General features: G+C 47.3%; 15 protein-coding genes, 1 pseudogene and 2 riboswitches. Of the genes and pseudogenes, 2 read left to right on the forward strand and 14 right to left on the reverse strand.

Annotated features, from left to right (window positions below; genetic code table 11):
* Nucleotides 1-3: 3 nt before the first annotated feature.
* From ADN00_RS09060 to ADN00_RS09075, 4 genes are all read right to left on the reverse strand, one after another.
* Nucleotides 4-1,236, reverse strand: a complete 1,233-nt coding sequence (locus tag ADN00_RS09060; RefSeq protein WP_075062654.1) for a GNAT family N-acetyltransferase — start codon at nucleotides 1,234-1,236, stop codon at nucleotides 4-6.
* Nucleotides 1,237-1,340: 104 nt separating this feature from the next.
* The gene (locus ADN00_RS09065; protein WP_075062655.1) at nucleotides 1,341-2,561 is read right to left on the reverse strand and encodes a hypothetical protein; all 1,221 of its coding nucleotides are present in this window, start codon (nucleotides 2,559-2,561) and stop codon (nucleotides 1,341-1,343) included.
* 61 nt (nucleotides 2,562-2,622) lie between these two features.
* Complete coding sequence (locus ADN00_RS09070) at nucleotides 2,623-3,405, reverse strand: ABC transporter permease (protein ID WP_075062656.1); 783 nt, start codon at nucleotides 3,403-3,405, stop codon at nucleotides 2,623-2,625.
* A gap of 194 nt (nucleotides 3,406-3,599) precedes the next feature.
* A complete protein-coding gene (locus ADN00_RS09075; RefSeq protein WP_160317498.1) occupies nucleotides 3,600-7,478 on the reverse strand; it encodes an HD domain-containing phosphohydrolase in 3,879 nt (1,292 codons plus the stop codon).
* A gap of 361 nt (nucleotides 7,479-7,839) precedes the next feature.
* On the opposite strand from ADN00_RS09075, the gene ADN00_RS09080 reads away from it, so the two are divergent.
* Nucleotides 7,840-9,744, forward strand: a complete 1,905-nt coding sequence (locus ADN00_RS09080; RefSeq protein ID WP_075062658.1) for a hypothetical protein — start codon at nucleotides 7,840-7,842, stop codon at nucleotides 9,742-9,744.
* Nucleotides 9,745-9,844: 100 nt separating this feature from the next.
* Nucleotides 9,845-10,360 (forward strand): flavodoxin domain-containing protein, encoded by a 516-nt coding sequence (locus tag ADN00_RS09085; RefSeq protein WP_075062659.1) that lies wholly within the window; start codon nucleotides 9,845-9,847, stop codon nucleotides 10,358-10,360.
* Between the two features lie 109 nt (nucleotides 10,361-10,469).
* Here the strand turns inward: ADN00_RS09085 and ADN00_RS09090 are convergent, their stop codons facing one another.
* The 10 genes and pseudogenes from ADN00_RS09090 to ADN00_RS09130 form a co-directional block, all read right to left on the reverse strand.
* Nucleotides 10,470-11,168, reverse strand: a complete 699-nt coding sequence (locus tag ADN00_RS09090; RefSeq protein WP_160317499.1) for a methyltransferase family protein — start codon at nucleotides 11,166-11,168, stop codon at nucleotides 10,470-10,472.
* A gap of 26 nt (nucleotides 11,169-11,194) precedes the next feature.
* Complete coding sequence (locus ADN00_RS09095) at nucleotides 11,195-11,461, reverse strand: hypothetical protein (RefSeq protein WP_075062660.1); 267 nt, start codon at nucleotides 11,459-11,461, stop codon at nucleotides 11,195-11,197.
* A gap of 173 nt (nucleotides 11,462-11,634) precedes the next feature.
* On the reverse strand, nucleotides 11,635-13,992 hold the full coding sequence (locus tag ADN00_RS09100) for an HAD-IC family P-type ATPase (protein ID WP_075062661.1): 2,358 nt from the start codon (nucleotides 13,990-13,992) through the stop codon (nucleotides 11,635-11,637).
* Between the two features lie 21 nt (nucleotides 13,993-14,013).
* Entirely contained in the window at nucleotides 14,014-14,373 is a 360-nt protein-coding gene (locus ADN00_RS19750; RefSeq protein WP_152966308.1) for a hypothetical protein, read from the reverse strand.
* 52 nt (nucleotides 14,374-14,425) lie between these two features.
* Entirely contained in the window at nucleotides 14,426-15,919 is a 1,494-nt protein-coding gene (locus ADN00_RS09105; protein ID WP_075062662.1) for a MutS-related protein, read from the reverse strand.
* The gene (locus tag ADN00_RS09110; protein ID WP_075062663.1) at nucleotides 15,916-17,451 is read right to left on the reverse strand and encodes a MutS-related protein; all 1,536 of its coding nucleotides are present in this window, start codon (nucleotides 17,449-17,451) and stop codon (nucleotides 15,916-15,918) included. The genes ADN00_RS09105 and ADN00_RS09110 overlap by 4 nt, the downstream gene beginning before the upstream one ends.
* 115 nt (nucleotides 17,452-17,566) lie before the next feature.
* Nucleotides 17,567-17,626, reverse strand: a riboswitch (Fluoride riboswitch).
* 436 nt (nucleotides 17,627-18,062) lie between these two features.
* Nucleotides 18,063-18,866: an HAD-IC family P-type ATPase gene (locus ADN00_RS09115; protein ID WP_075062664.1), complete on the reverse strand. Its 804-nt coding sequence runs from the start codon at nucleotides 18,864-18,866 to the stop codon at nucleotides 18,063-18,065.
* A gap of 24 nt (nucleotides 18,867-18,890) precedes the next feature.
* Nucleotides 18,891-19,763 (reverse strand): annotated as a pseudogene (locus tag ADN00_RS09120) (HAD-IC family P-type ATPase); the annotation flags it as partial.
* Between the two features lie 99 nt (nucleotides 19,764-19,862).
* Nucleotides 19,863-20,297 carry a CBS domain-containing protein gene (locus ADN00_RS09125; protein WP_075062666.1) on the reverse strand — a complete coding sequence of 145 codons (435 nt, stop codon included), beginning with the start codon at nucleotides 20,295-20,297 and terminating at the stop codon, nucleotides 19,863-19,865.
* A 98-nt stretch (nucleotides 20,298-20,395) separates the two neighbouring features.
* Nucleotides 20,396-20,465: riboswitch (Fluoride riboswitch) on the reverse strand.
* 43 nt (nucleotides 20,466-20,508) lie between these two features.
* On the reverse strand, nucleotides 20,509-22,329 hold the full coding sequence (locus tag ADN00_RS09130) for a hypothetical protein (protein ID WP_075062667.1): 1,821 nt from the start codon (nucleotides 22,327-22,329) through the stop codon (nucleotides 20,509-20,511).
* Nucleotides 22,330-22,336: the final 7 nt, after the last annotated feature.

Below are 22,336 nucleotides of genomic sequence, written 5' to 3' on the forward strand. Positions count from 1 at the left end.
GTGCTATTTTATACCCTGTAATGATGATTTATCAGGCGCTTCAATGAATTTTTTCTGTTTGGGTTTCAAGACAACAATCCCATCCAGGCCGTCTCCAACAGCCCGGTCCAAATCTTTTGCATAGCCGTCATGAGCAAGGTCCTGGCTTTCATCAAGGATAACACCAAAGTGCTTTCCATTCTTTTCATAAATCCACCCAGTCTCATTCAACGCGCTCACCAGCCCGGCAGAAGGATGATTCATCAGAATCATACGGTTCGGGAAAATAAAGCGAGGTTGCGATTCGACCCGTGCGGTAAAAGATTTCTTAAATCGAAAAATGCCATTGTTACGGCTTGCGTACGTGGTGCCCAAATCAAATCGCTTTGCGCCTTTCGCCAGCGCCCATTCAATGCAAGCCCAAAACATCAACGAATAAACATTTTTGGGGAGCAGATCTGGGTCTACATCCAGCACACCACCTTCCAAACCGATGGCAAAATCTTCCGCTGACTGCACCAATGAACCGGCAATTGTCTGGTCATCCTTGCAAACCATAACCAATCCGCCTTTTTGGAACTCCTTCCATTGAGCTTCGTAGTCATTGATGTCCGCAAAATCGCCATGCCGTTTCTGAATATACGGTAAATACATATGATAGTGGAAGTTGTCGAAGTCCGATTTTTCCTGCGAAAAGCGATAGGTAATATTTGATCTCTGCGCCTGGTAAATCCTCCTGCGCAGCTCCCTAAATTTAGATCCACTCAAAAACGCCTCAGCTGAATCTGGCAGGTAAATGACTTGCTCAATAATAATGGGGGTTTTGATTTGATAATTCGTGTTAAAGGCAAGGGGATACGTTCTGCTCAAATCACAAACCACCGCGTCCACGCCTTCTGTCAGCCAACGATCAACCTGCTTTGGCAAAGCCCATAAATAGACTCTGCCAACAGGTTCAAGGTCAACGTCATTCAGTTCATGGTCGATCTGCCGCAGGAAGAGAACGCATTCAATTTTTTCAACGCCCAGAAAGATAAATTTTCCGAGCGCGTGCTGGCATGTGTATGCTTCCAGACGGGGAAACTGCTTAACAAACAAGGCCAGGGATCCAATCCAGCGAAAGAAAGATATGACAATTCGCCGCAGCCGGGGCTGCCGGATAAGATTGAATTGGACCATTTTTTTGGAGCAAAACAGAATAACCCGGTCCATCCAGGCGTTTACTTTAACCTTGAAAGACTGGTAAAAATTTTTCATTGTTGAGTCCTGTTTTTTTCAAAGACGAACCTCAAGTTCTTTTGCTCGCGCTCTATGATCTTTCATCCCAAATTATGAAGATTCGATTGTTTGACTGAGCCTGCCTAGCATAGATATTCCATCTTACCGGGTGAAACGCGCAAGATACCGGCTAATCCATCTTGATGGGCAGTTTTTAGGTTACGCGCTATTTCAACTGCATCCGGTTCTTGGGCGCCCTCAAAAACCACCCCGTAGAATTGGTGTCGGTGCTCATGGATGATTCCCCATTCATTCAAATCGTTCAACAACGCGGGGCCCGGCTGCTCCAGATAAAACTGCCATTGGTTGCGAATGAATCCATAAAAATCTGTGACTATCGTGTTCCAAAAAGTCTTATATTGAAACACACCGTTCGAGCGAAAAGAATAGGTGCCTCCCATCTGGAACTTCCGGCAGCCCTGTGAGTTTCCCCATTGTGCTGTACTCCAAACGGAAACCCGCGGAAAGCCAGCGGCGTGCAATTCAGGATTCCCATCCATCACCCCCGCTTCAGCCGCGTAGACCCATTTGCCGTTCTTGACCACCAGCATCGCTGAAACGAGTTCGTCCTTGCAATTAACAAGGATCAAGCCCCCCTTCTTGAACCATTTGTAAAGGTATTCATACGGCTCAACATAGACAAAAGAACCATGCCGGTTCGAAACATAAGGGCGGTACATGCGATGGTAAAAAACATCGAAATCGGATACCTGCTCCGAATACCGAAAACCAATGCATCCCGCATGATCGCGATATATCTTTCGCAGCGTTCTCATCTTGGGTCCGGCTGGCGGCTCATCGCAATTGTCAGGAATGGGAAAGTATTGCGAGATCCACTTGGGCGTGGTGGCCTGAAAAGCCGCTTTCGCCCGCCAGGGGAAGAAGCGGCTTACGCCGTGCACCACCATATCTACCCCACCAGCCAGCCATTCCTTCGTTTTTTTCGGAAGCTGCCATGACCACACGGAAATCGGTTCTTCCCGCTTCACCAGATCGCCAGAGAAAAACAAATGCGTGAACTCTTCCACTTCCCGGCCCACAAACACCACCCGCGTTGTCTGACCCTCCAGAGAGTACGCCTTCGTCATGGGGAAGTCGCGAAGAACGAGAACCAAATCGCCGCTAAAGCGAATAGTCCGCAAGAGAAAAGTGCGCAAAGAGGGATTTCGCACAAATTCAGCCTGGAAGAGTGCTTCCTTCCAGATACCAAGGAGTTTTTCGGTAAACTCAGTATGGTCCAGAATGAATTCTTTAGCCCGCCAAAAAAAGCGCCGGATGGGCGCAGGAACTATTTTCTTTCCCATTTCTTTCACTTCGGCGAGAGCGGATTTACTGGACACAGAATACCTGACCTCTCACAATCCATCAGATCAAGTCTGCAAACTGCCGCTCAGCGCGCTTGAAGTAAGGATATGTGAAAATAATTAGCACAATTGAAACAGCCGCCGCCAGCCCCAGGTAGCGCCAATCGGGCAGCTGCTGATACAAAACCACACGGCGATACGATTCTATGATCGTCGCCATTGGGTTTATGAAGTAGAACGGCTGCAACCATTCGGGCACCAGGTTTACCGGGTAAATAATAGGAGAAAGATACATCCAGATCTGCAGTACCAAGGGAATAACGAAACGCACATCTCGGTAAAAAACATTAATGGCCGAAGCCAAAAGGCTAATTCCGTAGGTTAAAACAAACTGGATGATTAAAATTACCGGCACCAGCAGGGTTGTCCAGCCGATCGGAACACGATACCAGATCATCATCAATACAAAAATGGAGCAGGAAATCAAAAAGTCCAACAGGCATACCAGGATGGAAGATAATGGCAATATCTCTCTGGGAAAGAAGATCTTGCTCACCAGGTTCATATTATTTACCAGGCTAGGGATGGCAAACGTCAGGGAATTGGCGAAAAACGTCCAGGGCAGCAGGGCCACATAACTGAACAGCGGATATGGAATCCCATCGGTAGGTACGCGAATTATGTTGGAAAAAATAATACTGAAGACAACCATTAACGAAAAGGGCTGGATGATCGCCCAGGCCGCCCCCAGGATCGATTGGCTGTAGCGAACTTTGAAATCTCGCATGGTCCAGGTATATAACAATTCGCGAGAACGAAACAATTCTTTCATGTACGGAATCATGGATTCTTCCCCGATCAATGTATAAACTTTAGGTCTTTTGTTTCTCTTGCGCAGACCAAAAAAATTCTTCACCCACTATTTAGCCATTATACGACAAGTTGCCAATATTGATAGCATCGCATCGATTGAATCCAAACAAACATCTTCCTCCCTCCCCCTCTGCTAAAATCACCATTTTTTGCTGCAAATGATTCTCACTCATTCAGAGAATAGCGGAGCATATCGAGGAAAATTCGTACCACATCCGGGTCAAATAATACTCCGGCGTTATCTTGCAAATACCGCATCACCTCATCTTGCGGCCAGGCCGAGCGATAAGGGCGGTCATTGGAAAGCGCGTCCCACACATCGACCACGGCAAATATTCTGGCTGCCAGTGGAATCTCTCTACCCTTCAGCCCTCTGGGATATCCCGATCCATCCCAACGTTCATGATGGCTGTACGGGATGTCCAATGCGGGCACAAGATATGAAATCCTGGATAACCAATTGTACGCATACAGAGGGTGCTGCCGCATAATCTTCCATTCTTCTTCATCCAGCGCCGCCGGTTTTAACAAAATCCGATCTGGAACCCCCAATTTTCCCATATCATGCAGCAGCGCCCCGCGACGGATGTGGATGATATCCTCCTCGCTGACCCCCACCAGGCGCGCTAATTGCAGAGTTAACTCGGTAACCCGCTCAGTGTGCCCTTCGGTTTCCTCATCGCGCAGGTCCATAGCGCGCGACCATCCCTCAATGGTGGCGTCATACGCCAGGGAAAGCTCAAGGTTCGAGCGCTGCAATCCTTCAAAGAGCTGGCTGTTATCGATGGCAATTGCAGTTTGGCCTGCCAGCATCTCCATGAAGTCCAGCCATTCTCGGCTGGCATCCAACGGGCTGCGGTGATAGACTTCCAGCACGCCTTTAATCTGGCCTTTCACGATCATCGGAGTTCCGTAGTAAGACACAAAACCTTCTCTGAGTGCCATGTCATAACGAACAAAATTTGTCTCACTGAGATGAACCAGGCCAATGGTCTTCTGCTCAAAGGCCACCGCGCCTAACACCCCCTCTCCCAACATCTCATTGGTTGATTCAATCATCCGCGTGCGAAAACCACGTCCTTCCGCGAATTGCAGCCGCAGCGTATAGGGATTGAACAAGTGAAAAGCGGCGGCGTCTGCATTGAGCTGCCTGGTCACATGCTCCAGAATCAACTTGAAAATGATTTTGATATCCACGCCGCTCGCAAGCACCTGATCAATCGCCCGCAAGGTGGCAAGCCGATCCAATTGTTGTTGAGTGTCTTCACGCAGCGTTTCTCTTTGTAAAATGTTCGCCATGAAGGCTGCTGCTGAATTGAGCAGGTGAATCTCCTCTTGCGTAAACTCGTGATTGCGGCCAACCAAAAGAGCGCCGATCGTCTGTGTTTCGACCTGCATAGGAACGCTCACAGCGGCATGGACAGTGTCCGATAAACCAATCCATTCCTTGAAGTCTTCATTGCTCGAATCGCCAGTTACAATCGGTTTTCCAGTTTCCATCACCCACCTGGACATCTCCATCCCTGTCGGCAAATCATCAGGTTGGTCTGGTTTGAAGATTCCACTCGCTGCAAATAAGCCCCTTTCACCAGGAGTTTTTCCGCGCAGCCCAACTAACGAGCCATCTGCCTGAACAATTTGCAGAAGCTTTTCGGAAAGAATCGGAAGCATATCCGCCCGTCCAGAAGAAGATCTCAATGCCTCACTCATTGAGGCAATCATCTCAAATTCCTTTTCGCGCAGTTTCCGCTCGCTGATGTCTTGTTTTACAGCAATAAAATGAGTGATTTCACCTTTTTCATTTTTTACTGGATTGATGGTCATTTCTTCATGGTAAATGCTGCCATCTTTCCTACGATTAACAATTTCCCCATGCCATGTTTCGCCTGCCAGGATCGTTTTCCACATGGTTTGGAAGAAGACGGGGGGATGCACGCCAGATACTAGCAGGCGCCCGGGTGTCTCTCCAATCACCTCCGACATCACGTAACCGGAAAGGGTTGTAAAAGCCGGATTCGCCCAGATAATTTTCCCATCGCGGTTTGTGATAATGATGGCATTCGAGGTGGATTGCAGCGCCGTGCTTTGCAGGTGAAGCGTTTCTTCTATCCATTTTCTCTCAGATATATCCAGCATGAAGCCCCGTAACCGGAAGGGGTTTCCATCCTTCAATTCAACGCTGATCACATCCTGAATCCATAAGTACACCCCATCCGGCCGCATAAATCGGTATTCGAAATAACTTTCTTGCGCCTCTTGAAGGCTAGCATCATAGTTACGCAAAATCTCATCACGGTCCTCAGGGTGAATGCGGTCCGTCCAGAACTTCAAATTCGTCCATTCCTCCGGCTGCCAGCCGGTAAGGTCAACGACTTGTGGGGCAATATAAACCCACCGGTCAGTCTTAGGATCATATTCCCACAACACGGCGCTGGTCGATTCTGCCAGCTCACGGTATTTCTGCTCACTCTGATGCAATTCGGCTGTTCGCTCACTAACCAACTGCTCCAACACCCACTTACGCGTAACCAGAACGTCCAACACACTGGCTGCCAATAATGTGATCACCACGCCGATTAGAGCTGTGAGCCACCCGGCGCGGATCGGGTAATCAAAAAAGAATTGAGCATTGGGATGCGCCACCACTATATAAATTTTTCCAAAAGCATAAATCGGTTGGAGAAAAACCAGATCTTCATGTGGGTGAAGTCTCAAACGGTTTTCAATATGAGTTTGAATCAAAAAATCCGTGGAGTTACTGGCTAAATATACCGGCGTCATGTCTTCCTGCAGGGCATACATTTCCACATTCATCAATGAGTCATCGCCAGGTTTACCCCCCAATGCGTTGGTTAATAAATTTCCCATGCGAAGAACAGCGATCAGAAATCCCTTTTGGCTGAACGGATCAGACGTGCCAAACACCGGTTTAAGAACCAGAATGCTGACCTGGTTCTCCGTCTCCTGTACGATTTCAATCGGATCCGTCGCGGTAATCAGCTGGCTCTTCAATGCCGAGTCTATCGCCGCTTTTCTGATAGGTTCTGAATAAATATCAAACCCCCTGGCTGGCAAGTTGCCCATCACTGGCGAAAGATAAAGCACCGGGTAATACGTATCGCGCTCCAAAACAGGCACGCGTTCTCCATCCTGGCCTTTTTCCCATACCTCGTAATCGGGCATCCCGTCCAACCTGGCTGAACGCACAAACTGATCAAGATCACCCCGAAAGACCGCTGGCGCCCACGCCCAAGCTTCCACTTTGGGATCTTTCGCTACGGAAGCAGTGAAGGTCAGAAACTCCTTATGGGTTACATAATCGCTGGCCTCGAAGAAATTTGCCAGGTCTGAAAGGTGATAATTTTCCAGGTCGCGGAAATAACTGGTTATATAGTTAGCACTGGCGCTCGTCAGGCGATTAATCGTCTCTAATCGGGTTTGCCGCTCTTCGGTATGAGCCGACCAGGCAAGCAAAGCCGTTGTGGCTGCACCCAGCACGATCACAATGATCGCTTCTGCGTGCCGGTTCCAAAAAGATAGCTGATAGCGGTGGGGCATCCGGCCGCGACGCAACAAAAACAGCAGCGAGCAAAGGATCAGCACTCCAATCAGGGTTGTCAGCACAATATGGATCGCCGCGCGTTCATTCACCTTTTGGCGCCACACCCCGGCATCAATATCCATGCCAAAAACAGTCACAACCTCTCCGGTAGTGGGATCGATCACGGGCACCAGCGCGCTCATCCAGGTTCCCCAACCGTCTGTCAGTGGTCCCTCGACGATGGCTACCCGGTCTTCAAATACTTGCCGCAAGTCGTCAGACGCTGGTTGGTAAATTTGCCCCGGTGGAGAAACCTGATCAGAATCGACGGGTTCCGAATCAATGTAAAAGAAGATCGAGCCGTCCTGTTTTTCCCCCATTAAGTACAAAAAGCGGATATCGGGTAATGTAAGACGAAATAAAACCAGTTGTTGTTTCAGCCGCTGATATTCAGGTAAAGCCTGATCAGCCTCGCTGCCAGTAAGACGTTCAAATTCTCTCAAATTAATCGCCTGGGAAAACCGTTGAGCCTCATCCAGAAAATTGGTGCGCGAAAGCTGCTCAGCTCGGTTCCAAAACGCAAATGACACCAAACCAATAAAAAGAAGAACTATCGTTGAAAGGGCGATATCAACAAGCCAAAATCGGATGTTTGATCTTTGTTGATTTTTCATAGAAACCAATGTTTAACTCAACCGTTGAACAGGCTTTTCTTAATTGTACGAAAATATCATAAAAAAACCATGCCGTGTATGAGAACGGTTGGAGCCATTCAATATCTTCAACGCTGACCGGCACCATTCACCTGTGATATACTCACCATCAACCTTTGTAAAGAATAACGGAACATCCCCAAGAGACTTTATGCCATCCACTTCACAGCATACATTCAGATTGTTCACAGCCCTCAGCCTGGCTGCCGCCATTGAAGGTTTGATTGCCACCGTCTTTTTATTTCGCGTTCCCTCGTTGGAATCTTCAAATGGTTGGTTTGGATTCTCTGTCTCCAGGCTTGCCCTGGGAGCCGGCGCGATATTCCTGTCAATCCTGTTTTTTGCCCTGGGCATCATCCTGGCACGCCAGCCCGCCTGGCTGCAACACGCGGCAGCACGCTTTGAGAGCTTGCTGGCATCTCGTGAAAACCTGCTGGCGATCTTCTCTATTGGGCTATTTGGGCTGGTCTTCTTCGCCGGTATCATTCTGGCATTTTCCACCTCCCTCACCGCCGACCTCATTTCCACTCCACTCATCTATCAACGAATCTCTCCATTCCTCTTCTGGGGGTTTGCCATATTTCTCCAATCGCTCACCGCCTTTTCCCTTCGATACAAGGCCGCGCTGTTGGAGAAGACCCCTGTATCCGTTTGGAAAGTGCTCCGGCCTCTCGCCTGGCTGATCATGGCCGGCACGGTTGCGTTTGTTCTCGCCGACATTCTCGCCCACCTCAATATTACCAGGGAAATTGGTTTTCACTATGTGGCTTTCCTTTCTGCGCTGGCACTTTTTCTTTCTCTCTCCTATATAAAGGAAGAATACCAGGATCAAGCGTGGGCAAAAAAGGCCAGCGAGCTTTGCGGCGCCGGGTTGGTTTTTGTCTCCGCCTATTTTTTATATGTCTCTACGGCAGAATCAGTCAATTACATGCACACGCCTTCAAAAGCGTATTTCAACCATCTGGCCGAAGCCTTTCTGCAGGGACGGCTGTATTTAGAATCTCCCGATTCCACCATGGACCTGACCTTCTTCAACGGCCAATGGTATGTGGCATTCCCACCTCTGGCAGCCATTCTGATGCTGCCCGGTGTAGCCCTCTTCGGCGCGAATGGGATCAGCACAGTGGTGTTCACCATTTTCTTTGCTTCCATCAGCGTGATGCTGGTCTACCTGATTTTGAATGAACTGTCCGATCTGGCCTGGAGCCGCCTCAGCCGCGGCGACAACTTGTGGGTTTTGATTTTATTCGCGTTCAGCACAATTCACTGGTATATGGCCATCGCCGGGAAAGTCTGGTACATCAGCCGCATTCTGACGGTTACTTTCTTCAGTCTGGCAGCGCTGCTCGCCTTCAAGAAGAAAAGTCCCTTGCTGGTTGGCGCCGCGCTTGGAATTGCCATGACCGCCCGGCCCAATATCGTGCTCTTATGGCCGTTCCTCCTGAGTATTTACGCGCAGCATCTTCAGCAACGCAGCGAGCTGCGATTTTCCCGTCTTTTCAAATGGTCCGCCCTCACCGCCATCCCCATCGGTTTATGCGTGGGCAGTCTGCTGTGGTACAACTATATTCGTTTTGGAAACTTCCTGGATTTTGGCTATGCCACCATGAATGTCGGGCAAAACACAGCCACCGTTCAGACCTTTGGACAATTTCATCCAGCCTTTATTTTGTATAATCTGAAGTACATGCTTGTGAGCCTTCCCAAATGGAGTGCAAGCTGTGGGGGCAAACTCATTCCCGATCCTCAGGGCATCAGCATTTTCCTCACCACACCGGCGCTTTTCTATCTGTGGAAGAGTTTCAAGAAAGAAATCTGGATCGCGGGAGCCTGGCTGGCCGTTTTGCTGCAGGTAGGTTTGCTGCTCATGCATACCGGTTCTGCCTGGGAATTTGGATACCGCTTTATTATGGACTTCATGATCCCTCTGGTCCCCTTGTTGGCTGTCGCGGCCGGTCGGCGCGTCTCCTGGTTATTTAAGCTGTTGATCTTCCTGGGGATCGCGGTGAATTACATCGGCGTGCTATGGTATTTTGGCGTGTGGTGCCCGGCTTAGTCGTCATCCCATCCGCCTCACTCTATTCAACCATTTGCTGTATCAACTATTGATAAGGATTTCGCCCAACAGCTCTCACCTTGACGAGGTACATTCACCCATGCCAGACACCTTATTAGTTGGATATGCCAGTCAGAGCGGCTCCACCGAAGAAGTAGCCGAGTTTATCGCCTTAAACCTGGCCGAACACGGTTATATGATCGATCTGCTTTCGGTGAACTACATTCGTAAGTTGACCGGGTATCGCCTCATCGTCTTGGGAGCGCCGCTTTATTATTCCCATTTGCATCGAGATATGCGCCGGTTCCTCAAGGCCCACCAGAGCGAGCTGACAGTGACACCGGTCGCTTTCTACGCGCTTGGGCCGGTGCATAAAACCGATGAAGAGTATAACGGTGCAAAGAACCAACTGGCAAAGGAGTTGGCAAAACTCAACTGGTTCAAACCCTTTGACGTGCAGTTATTTACCGGGATGATTGATCCGGCAAAATTGGGCTTTCCGTACAAGCTGATTCCCCGAATTCGCGAGTTGGAAATGACCGACGAAAGAAATTGGGACCAGATTTCAGCCTGGGTGGAAAGCCTGGCAAAAAAGCTCGAAAATGACATCTTCTGATTGCGCTGATTCGCTGCCCCCCAACCAAAACAGTAGCGCCCTTAAAGCAGATCTGCAATAACCAGCCAGCTTTGAGGGCGTCTTTCTTTTGCGTCCGGTTCGGACGGCATCACCAAATGCCGGGGAACAAACGAAACCGCACCTGCTCTGCATACTCGCGATAACCCACCAGGCGGTCTTGAAGTGTTTCATCTTCCAGGTGGGTGCGGATCACCAGCACGATACTCAGGAGAATTGCCGGAATAAATGCCCAAACCGCGTCCAACAGCACAGGAGCGGCAATATAACTGACCAACGCGCCGGTGTAACCCGGATGCCGGATCCAGGCGTATGGACCGCTGCTAATAACCTTATGCCCGCGATCAGTTTGAATTCGCACCATTCCAGAAAAGAACCGGTTTTCGACCAGCGCGTATGAACCCAGCGCGAACCCTGCCAGCATCAGCACCAGCGCGGCAATCTTCACCAGTATGGAAAAATTTGGAAGAGTGCTGAATAGCCCATCCAAACCGGCCGTCAAGGGAATCAAGCCGCCGCCCAGCCCCACCAAAGGGGCCAGCCAACGATCCCAGGGTTCCGGGTCATCATGGTGGAGCATACGCGCGCGCTCAGCAAGCAAATCGGGGTGCTTACGGCCGGCTATTGCCCTGCTGGCGACAAAACCAAGGATGTTGATGGCGGCATACACCCAGGCTTCCCACCAACTCCAACGGCGTGTCATGAGGATCGGCAGTAGAGGAATGATGAAAACAAAAATCAGAACCTGCAGCAAAACGCCTGGTGTCATGGATTTCTTTATATTTTCCATTTGCTTCCTACCCGCTCCTTTCCTCATTATACGGACGGATCCCAACTGCCGGAAGAGCACTTTGTCAAATTTGCTATATTGGGCGCATTTCTACGTTGCATTGCACCAGCATCGACTAGGCTTAATTGATCATGCGGACAAGCTTGTTCTTTGCGGCTGAGTCTTTCAGCGCCAATCTCTATGCAAGCTTTTTCACCGATTACCAACGAAAAGAGGGTATTCATTTGAAAAACGGCTATTTGGATGAGAAGTTCAGCAAAATCATCGAGTTTGTGAGGCAGATAATTCGTCATTTAGGAATAAGGAAGATCAAGATTTCCTTCGTACGAATGTCATTTTCATGCACGCTGAGAGAAAACCTTTTTGGAAATTCACCTTAATGTTAATTGAAACTGAATCCTCGAAAATCATTTATGGCGAGGATGTGTATCAAGTTATATTCACATCAGGGCTTGAGTCAAAAATCTCAAATAGAAGGTTTTTCCAATCCTAAAATTCCCGTAACTCGATAATACTGCACCTTCAGACCATCTAAGATTAGCATGGCGAAGAGTGTAATAACCAATAATATTAAGATGGATTGGAGAGAAACCGCGGCCATCACCCAGCCAAAGGCAGCCATGAGTGTAGCAACAACGATATTGACAGCAATCATACCGGCAACCCATTTGCTGGGTGCAAATGACCAGAATTGATCCCTGGTCCGGGTCATAAAGATGGTCGCCATCGCCGAATAGATCAGATACAGAAACATCAAGGAACTAATCTGTTCAGGATGTAAATTTTGAACCATTTGGTAAAACCAGAGGAGCCCAAGGCCGAGGGCCAGCCAGCCGATGGTGAAAATCGCTGATATTTTGGCCAGTTGGGGCATGTTCCAATTTTCAGGGACAGAAGTAGGCCATGCATTGTCTGTCCCTAATGTTAGGGTAACTATATCATTCATCACAACAATGAATACAATCAAGCTTAATGAAACGGGGAAAAATCCGGCAAAGATCAATCCAAAGGTTAATAACGCAGCTAACTCGGCTGTGCGAGCCAATTTTGTAATGGTCCACGTCATCATTCGCCGATAAACGCGGTGGCCGCTATCAATCACCTTGGTGATGTCAGATAATTTAGGCTCAGTTAAGACAACCCTGGCTGCTGATTTGGCAACATCAGTGGCAGTACTGACGGCAATCCCCACATCCGCTTGCTTCAGCGCTGGTGCATCGTTGATGCCGTCTCCGGTCATTCCAACAACCATTCCTAATTTCTGTATCACCTGGACAATCCTGTATTTATCCTCGGGGTAAACATTTGCAAATCCGTCAAAATCTAATGGATTAGATAATGCGTCTTCCAATATCCCAATTCGGCTGCCAATTCCAACTTGCTTAGCAATTGCCCTTGCGGTACCGACCGTATCTCCCGTTAGCATGATGATACGGATACCTAATTTTTTGATGCTCGCAATGGATTCCTTGGCATCTTCCCGTGGTGAATCTGCTAATGCAATAAGTCCCTGACAGACCAATTGCTCGTTTTCTCCGGAAGCAACTGCCAGAACCCTGGATCCTTTCGAACTCAGAAAATCAACCTGGTCTACGTAATTGTCTGGAACTGCTGCAATTTCGCTGATGACTGTAGGTGAGCCGAGAACTACATTCAAGAGGTTTCCACTTTGGGTGATCTGAGCCTTGGATACTTTGTGGACAGGATCAAAAGCGGTGAAAGATGTTCTCTGAGGCATGACTAAGTTTTGCGCTTTTAATGCCCCAAGGATTGCCTTGTTGATGGAATCGTTGGATGTATCGTCGCTCGCAGCCGCTGCTAACTTCAGAAGTTCAGCTTCTTCCAACTGCTCAAATGGAACCAGATCGGCGATTTCAGGGCGATTATTGGTCAAGGTTCCCGTTTTATCAACAAGCAAAACATTCATACTGGCGGCTTCCTGAATACCGGTCAGTCCCGTTACCAGCACATGTTCTTTGGCTAAATTTTTCGCTTCCAGCGAATTTGCAACGACAAAGCTGGAAGGCATGGAGATAGGAATGGTAGCAATGAATAAGATAACTAAGAACGGCAGTAATTCCTGCCAGGGGGTTCCCCGAATAACCGCAGTAACCACAAGGATAACGGCGAGGATAACATCTACATACGCAAGGTAGCGGACAATGGTGAACAGTAAGGCTTGCAGCCGCCCCGGAGCTTCTGCGATACGAACCAATTCTGCGGTCTTTCCATAGGAGCTCTTTGTCCCAATGGCTGATACGCGAGCAATTACCTCACCGTGGTTAATCGTGGATGCAGAAAAAATTGTTTCACCAACTTCCTTGGTTACATCAATCGATTCACCTGTAAGCGCTGACTCATCAACACTGACTGTCCCATTGATAATTTCCATATCCGCTGGCACAATATCCCCAACCTTCACGTGCACAATATCTCCAGGGACCAGCTCACGAGACAGCAATTGCAGCCATTTTCCATTTCTCAAAGTGCGAGCACTGATTTGCAGTTGCTGATGCAAGTACCCAATGGCCTTCTTGGCTCGATTCTCTTGAATTTGTCCGATCACCGCGGAAAAAATAAGCAACAAAAAAACAACAGCTGCTTGAACCCCCTTACCCAGGATCAATTCAAATATCATGGCCGCCTCTAGCAGCCAAGGAATTGGTCCCCACATCCTTTGCAAAATGCCCATGACCGGACCAACATGCTTTTCCGGAATTTCATTGAAACCGTATTGTTTTCGTATGGCTTGAAGATCGGCTTCGTTTATACCAGTTCCTTGGTATGTATTTTCAATACCTCCCGTATCCTTATTTAGAAGCATTGCCATTCCTCCTTTTTTTCATTACCTTACTGTAAGTATTTTCCAGTGAATATTTTCGATCGATAGAAACCTTTTAAAACAGATTTTTCCGAAAGTATAAGTAGAAGCACTCAGCCAATTCTGGCGGATCCCCGACCTTTCCGAGGAGCGGCAAGCTTCATCGCTATGAAAAAAAGCTTCTCCCAACGGGAAAGTTGCAAAACCGCGCAGGGTCAGGCAATTAGCATAAGGCTGGTCTGCAAGGATCTTATTCGCTTTACTAGTTTCAGGGACAGCATCCCCGCTCATAATGCACCACGAGCAGCGTTCGGTGATGATGCCCTTCGGGTTAGCCGTGCAGTAGTTGCCGCGCGCTGCAATATCACCACGATAAATGTACACGCCCACTCCCAACACTTATAAAACGCCGCGTCCAACTTGGTTCACCGATGGGTTATTGGTCATCTTGAAAAACGATATGATATACATCTTCGCCGAAACTGGTCGGCAATGGTTTCGCTTCGATCAATTTATACGTTCGCTCTCCATCCTCTTTTCTCTCTGCCCGGAGAAAAATGGCATTTTCCAGCCCTCTATCAAAAAATGAATGTGCGAGATCGTATTGATGGGTCACAAAGAAGACTTTAACATCCTGTTCTAACAATGCGCTGGTAATTTGCCTGCTGATCTCTGAGCCTTCCCTTTCGTTGGTGGCTGCAAAGGATTCATTAAACAGGATTAACGAGTTGGATGAAATCGTATCAGCAATATCATCCATCCGGCTCAACTCCTCATCCAGCTTCCCGCTGGTCATGGTCTTGTCTTCTTCTCTTTTATAATGGGTAAAGACACCCGTACAGAGATTGGCTGTAAAATCGTCGGCGGGTGTAAACATTCCGCTCTGCATCATCAACTGTGCCAGGCCGATGCTGCGCAGGAAGGTAGATTTACCTCCTTGATTCGCGCCTGTGATCATCACTAAATCTTTCTGATCAGCGTTCACCTCATTACCAACGATCTTTTGTTTCTTCGTCAAAGCCAGGCAAATATCATATAAACCGTGAAACGAGTGTCTTCGCTCGTTGGTTGGCGCGGGCAAAGGAAGGCAAGTGGCACACCCCATTTGTGCAAGCTGCTCGTGAAGATTGATGCAGCCGATATAAAAACCTAATTCGATTTGCAACATCTTAAAAAAGTTATCAATATGATCCGCGGATTGTGCGAGCGCATTGGCGACCAGATCAACACCCGTATCCTTTAGCTCACCCAATGCCCGAGCACCAGCGTCATCCCGATCGGCAATATATATGGAGTAAGCTTCGTTCTCCCGGATGAAAATTTCCTTCCACCATTTTGTGCTGAGAGGTTTTCGCAAGATATAATTTGTTCCCTCATTGCCCTGCCCCAGATCTACACTAATCATCACACCTTCACGGAACTTCAGTTCTTTCAGATGATTTTCGGCAATAGCAAAATAGTTGTCATCCAGTTCTTGCTGGATCATTGCGAAAAATCGTTTGAATCCTTCCGACTCGAATAGCGCCGCATTATCATCTGCAATGCCTCTTAATCGCTTCAACAACTCGAAAAGCATTTTTATAAATTCATGAGAACCGCTGAGGATGGCAGTCGGATAGTGTCCATAGATTCCCAACCATCCCTTTTGTTTGTTGGTCTTTGCTTCAATTGGGAGTTGATAGATTTCTCGGATGACAGAGGGGTATTTTAAGCAATCCTTAAGAATATCTTGTCGGTAGAGGATGGTATCTATGTCTTCCGTACCAGACAGAATGGAGGTCCTGGCAATATCAAACACAAAATTGTCGCCCTGCGCCATGGCGTCAAACAGTGTTTTTAATTCCAGGTCTTGGACCAATGCTTTTGCTTGTAGAGGTAAAGGGCAATGCGGGCCAAAATCCTGGTCGCGAAACATAAGGAAAGCTTTCATCGTTTGATGCGCTCCTTTAACAGGTCATGCGTCAGATGATATTTCTCAGCGATATTAAGCGCATACGCCAGGCCGTCGGCGCGCCTCCGAATAACCTTGAAAGTGCGCAAAGCGGGGTTTTTCGGCACGATCGTGCTGACCATGCTAACCGTTTTTCCGTTTAATGATGCCAGTTCATCAAGAAACGTCACACAGACACATAACAGATCCAACTGGATAATCTTCTCCATAACCTTGTTGCTCAAATAAACAGCATCCTTCAACGTAGTGGAAGTGAAAACCTCGTTCATGATGACGATACTTGCCGGTGTTGCCTGTTTCAGAATCTTATGCATTCTTACCAGATCATCCTGTAGTTTGCCGCGTAGATTCTGGATATTCTCTTCTTTTTCAAAATGGGTGAACAGGTTATCAAATAAGAAGAGCCGGGCATGCCTGCCTGGAACAGGCAGCCCTAGACTGCCCAGGTAATGGATTTGACCGAACATGCGCGCGAAGGTTGTTTTCCCGCCCTGGTTGGGACCGGAAACGATGATGATCCGCTCTTTACCTGTCAGAAAAATATCGTTGCATATAACCGCCGCATTTTCTCCGGTCAGCTTATTGGCCAAAGCGATATCAAATCCATCCACTTCGGAAATTTCTTTGCTTACAGCAGAAACCTCAGGATAACAAAATTTCAAACCGGCCAACTTGATTTTCTGAATAAATTCCAAATACGCCACATAAAACTGGACTTCCTGATCAAAAACGCGGATGGTCTCATCCAGAAAATTTTGATGCATTTTACAGTACTGATCAAGATCCGCGAATGGCTCTGGATGCAACCTTGCGACATAATCAAGAATCTGACCTTCTACATGATTCATGCCAGATGCCTTCCTAAGCTTGGATCGGTAATCCTTCACAGCACCTTGTTTGAATTTTTCGAATGTCCGCTCAACCTCCCTGCTGTAGTTGATTTCCGATTGATATCTGCGAACAATGATTTTTCGATCTTTGATAATGAGCGTGTAGCGAATGGTTGATAAGGCTGCCTTGCGCTGTTCCGTCTCGGTTCGAAGTGTATGGTAATAGGGCGAATGCACATAATTATTCAGATATTCTCGAAAGGCGATAAAGCCCCGAGACTTTATTGGAGCCCGCGACAAATCCTCTGCCAGATCGCTGACCGCTTCGCAGTAAACAAGGGCGGCCTCTAAAAACCATCCTTCTCTGTGGTAGTGAAATTCAAGCTTTTCTACCAGACCGAGATACCGGCGCATCATGATCATTTTTTCCGCAAAGGTTTTGATGCTTTCAAATACAGAATTATTTTCCAGATCCCGGGCTACTTCCTGGCGATACCTGACCGTCTCGACATCCTTCAAAGGGGAATAGAAGAACGGCCTAAGGTTATATTCACGCCTGCCAAAGACAATCGCATCGATCACTTGATCCAGGTTCAGATCAGGAAAATATGGAGGCATGATCGCCGATCCAATTTGCGTGTGGTCAGGTTGCTGTTCAAACAGGATACTTTGAAAGGTCATAAAGGTCTCTTCTCTTGCGATTGTGGCTGGTTCAACATAAACTCCTCAAACATACTCTTATTGCTTAGCCTTAGAAAGGCCATTGCCCAAAATAAATAGCCTCTACTGGAGCAAGCGCTCAGTAGAGGCCATCAGTCGGGTGACAGTTTTAGCGAGCCTCATCGCCATATTATTGAAAAAGCCTATATATTATATCCGAAAATTCTTGCGAAATCGTTTTCGTACGAGTGGGTAAGGGCCTCTGGGTTTTGTCACGGCAGTTCCTCAAGAGCCATACTAGATCCTTTCCACTGTTCGAAAACCCTCCACCTTTTTGCGATCCCGGATACCTATACTCCAAACACTTTCTCAATATCGAATTAGGATAAATTGATACTTTTTATATTTCAGGTAGTTCTCACTCACAGTGGTTATTGTGGTCATTCCATGGAGAATTACAAAAGGCATATCTCAATCCGAACGGATTTATAATTCCATCTCCTCAGGCAGGTTCTGGTTGTCAAATGGAAAGTGCTTTCCAGTTTTTCGAGTTAAATTCTACGATCAACACTTAGCGAGGTTATACTTTCGATTTTCCGCTAAACTTTCCGCTTTTTTTGAAAATGATCTGATTATAAAAATTTTGAACCAACCCAAAAATACAAATAGATGAAGGAAAATACAATGATTAAAATCCTGCCTAATTTACATTGCCTGACTCTATTTTTTATCCTAAAAGCCCCGTCAAGAATTGTGATCAAATCGGTCAGATCATTAATCAGGATTTGTGAAAGTTTTCTTGCGATGGAGGAGCTATTGTTCACAAGAGAGATTCCAACATCTGCCACTTTGAGGGCAATTCCATCGTTCGGTCCATCTCCAACCATTGCAACGGTATTACCTGCTTTTTGAAGCTGTCTGACTAAGATCCCTTTTTGGGAAGGTGTTAATCTCGCAAACACAGAACAATATGAGGCTTGCCTGATTACTTCCGCCCATTCCATCCTATCAATGATCCTGCCCGTTAATGCAGCCTTTTGACCAGCAGTTATACCGCTTTCAGCGCCAATGCGGACCGCGGTTTCTGCTTTATCGCCAGTCAACAACAGACTCCGAATTCCTTTTTGAGCAAATTGTCGAATGATTTCTTGCGTTCCAGGTTGTAATGAATTTTCCAATTGAAGTAAGCAGAGGAAAGAATATTCTTTCGGAGAATCGTCAAAATTGCCGGATGCGTATGCTAAAGCAATTGCGGTATCTCCATTTTGAGCAATAGCCTCGATTTGAGATTTACAAGTCAACCAAAACCCAAAATCATTATTTTCAAGAGACCCGCTCGACGTAAAATGACGATTACACAACTTGTAAATAACCTCTGGGTCTCCTTTTGCGAAATAGAAACTACCTGCTGTACTTGTTTCAAATCCACAAGCCATATATCGGTGCTCAGAGTCAAAGGGTTAGTCGTAAATTCGTTTGTATTGTAATAACAGTTCATTTACATCGATGCGATTTTTTTGAGCAAACCTGATAAGCGCTAAATCAATCGGATTTGCCAGAATGGTTTTCTGAAAAAACAAAACATCGTTACATAATGCGCAAGCCTTGTAAACCAGTTGAGCTACAGATTCTTCAATATTTTTTGTTCCATTCTCAGTTTCAATAATCAGATCCGGGAAATATACTTTCTTGATATCCATTTGCCTCGTCGTAAGCACACCTGTCTTATCAAAACAGACAAGGTTTATATCTCCCATATGTTCCAAAGCGCGAATATCACGGATTTGTACATGTGCGCGTTTGAGCCTTTTTGATTCGTTCGAAATAATCAGGTACCTGCATAGGTTGTCATTCTGTAGCAAATTGAGGACGAAAGAAAAGAACAAGAAAATGATCAGCAAGGTAAGATCATAGGATTGAACAAACAAAAGCACAAATACGGGTAAAAACAAAATGATGGTCCATAAATTTTCCTTGTCGATAATGCGGAACGTATACGGCTGATTCTGTTGACCCTCTTGGCTTAAAACCTTCCCATATTCTGTTTGTTCACCGGTAGAAAGTACTACTCCTTTCCCGTACCCTCTGATTACTCGACTACCGTGATATGCGATTACGTCATCTTTGGCAATTTTTTTCTCGACCGGTAATAGTTCACCTGTGATCTCAAATTCATCGATCTCTAACCCCCTGAATTCAATGAGTCGTAGGTCGGCAGGGACAATATCTCCTGTTTGAATGATAACCAGATCAGAAATACGCAAATCTTTTTCATCGATATTGGTGAGCTTCCCATCAATTTCAATCGTAACAAGGTTTGCGTTCATGACATTACTCTTTAGTCCTGTTAATGATACATTTCCTCCGGAATATCTGGTTGAATTGAATTAATGATCCGGTTTCGCCTTCATCCTTGATTCTTATTATGCTTTCTACTCTGATGCGCTTGCACCTAACCCAAGGAGGTATTTTACAATGTCGATCCTGTCAATAATACCAACTATCTTTTGATCTTTGGTCACCGCCAAGGGATGCTTGCCCTGGTTGATCATTAATGTGGCAGCTGACATTAACGGCGATTCTTCTGTGACGCCGAGAACATACGGAGTCATTAAATTCTCGACGGGTGCATTATCCCACTTCTGAATTAAGGTGTTTTCAATTTGTCGCTGCATTGGCCTCCCATAACTGGCTGGCACCGGTGAAGTAAAAAGGTCTCTAATACCAATAGCACCAACGAGTTGCTCACCATTAACCACAAATAGAGTTTCTACTCCTTCCCTAACCATGATCTCGGCTGCCAAACGTAAGCTCGATTTTGGAGAAATGCACAAAAACTTTGAGCGCATTACATCCTTAACAATCATTGACCTTACCTCCTGAATTCCTTATCTTCTTTTATTGGGTCAGAATAATTTTCCTTGATAGAACGAATTTAATAGATAAAAAAACCTCTACCAAGGTGAACCTGGTAGAGGCCATTAGCTGTTTGAGCGATTTATATCTTTTGAGCGAGCCTCATCGCTTATTGATATTATAAGCCCATCATAACAAATCGTCCAGCTAAAAATTCCAAGATTAATGGATAAGTTCTTTCAGGTTTTCCAACAGGATAAAAATTCCAACGGCGATGATGGAGAAGACCACAAAATACCAAAAATAGTGAAACAGAATCAACAAAAACGCCGCAGCCGCCAGTCCAATTGCCAGGCTGTTGATCAACCGGGAGAGCGTGCGCCTGAAACTCGACTCAATGAAAACGAATAAGGCGATCATCACGGAAGTGCCAAATACAATGTGCTGGCGGCTGAAGATCATCAGCAGCACAAACCCAAACAGCATAAGCGCCACGCTGGCAGCCGCCCACCACTCTTCAACACGCCCGGAATTTCCCTCGGCGGGGAGCGCGGGGGTGTGAGCGCGTTGAATATGATTGCGAAATGCGGGAGAACCAGCCTGTGCCGGCTGGGTCAGGTAGCGATCCAATGCCGAAATCTCCAGATCAATGGCGGCTGCCTCCCTTCGTAAGCCGGCCAACTCGTCGGAGAGATCATCCAACTTCTTCTCAGTCGTTTGCATCAGGGGAGATAAGCCAGCCTCATTCTGAAAAGCCTGATAGGACACACCCGTCCCCTGCAGCTCACCGCTCTTCTGGTCAATTAAACCATTCAACTCTTCCAGGCGAGATATCAACGTCTGTTTTTGCTGGTTAATCACATGCGGGGTGTTCGCTTGTGTGGGCACTTTATCTACCCCAGCCCAACCCAAAGGGTTATACCAGGCGCTGCGTAAGGCGCCGTTGCGCTGGTACATTGGGCCGGAAGGCGCGTTTTCCCCGGATGCCGGATCTTGCGCATACAGGCCCCACAACCCGCGATATTCGCTGACCCATTGAGGTGTCGGATCGAGCAGGATGGGCGGAGCCCAACTAATATATTGTCCCTCGCCAACCGAAAAACCATCACCGCGGGCGTAATCCACAAAGGGAATGCGCAAAATGTTGCCTCTATTTTCATTTTCAGTACTGCCAGAGCCAGTCAAAGACTGCCATCTGCGCTGAATGAATTCCACCACGCGGTAAATGGGCGCAAGAAAGGGTACATCCAGTTCCATCAGGTATTCACCGGGTAAAAAATAGCCGGCATGCGAACCGGCACCCACAAAGACGACCGGGTGATCGCCCACTTTTTGAACCTCAGGGTCATTCCAATGCCGGCGCAAATCATCTCCCGAAAATTCATGACAGGCATACGCCAGCCATTCGGGCTGCCAGCTGCCGTCTTGTTCGCTGAGATAAATATTGACCATTTCCCAATCGGCTTCATGGTCGTTGAGTCCAAAATATCCAGAGCGCCAATTGTTAAACGCGTAGAAATACCAGTATTGCAGCACCAGCCAATCATTTTGCCGGACGACCCTGGCGTAATAAGAATACACCGGGTTTCTTTCCAGAATGCGCCGGTATTCCAGAGTGGCCGCCATGCTGGTATCCCCCGAGACGCGGCCGCGCGCCAGCAAGGTGAGAGAAAAGAGCAAATCCACAAAGCGCGAGAGATACCCCACCCGCGACAGGCGGCCTTTTCCCGGGTGAAAGCGAAAGTCATCTTTTTGCCGAATTTGCTCCTGGAGATACTCGAGCAGCTCTGGCAAGTCAACCGGCTCTATAAATTTTAGAAACTGCAATGCATCCGGCGGGAGCGCGATGCTGCCATCCAGCTTGTCCACATCCAGGCTTCCTTGTGGAACGAGGCAAACTTCTGCCCCCTCGCGAAGCCGCGCCCAAAGGCTGGAACTGCGAAGATATTCATCCACCCGCATCGGGTAGAACTTTTCGCCGCGCGTGAATTTTAGAACGGGCGCGTACTGCCGGATCAGTTCATATTCCTCATTCTTATCCACGAGAGAT

This window comes from Ornatilinea apprima, from assembly GCF_001306115.1.
Lineage (GTDB): Bacteria > Chloroflexota > Anaerolineae > Anaerolineales > Anaerolineaceae > Ornatilinea > Ornatilinea apprima.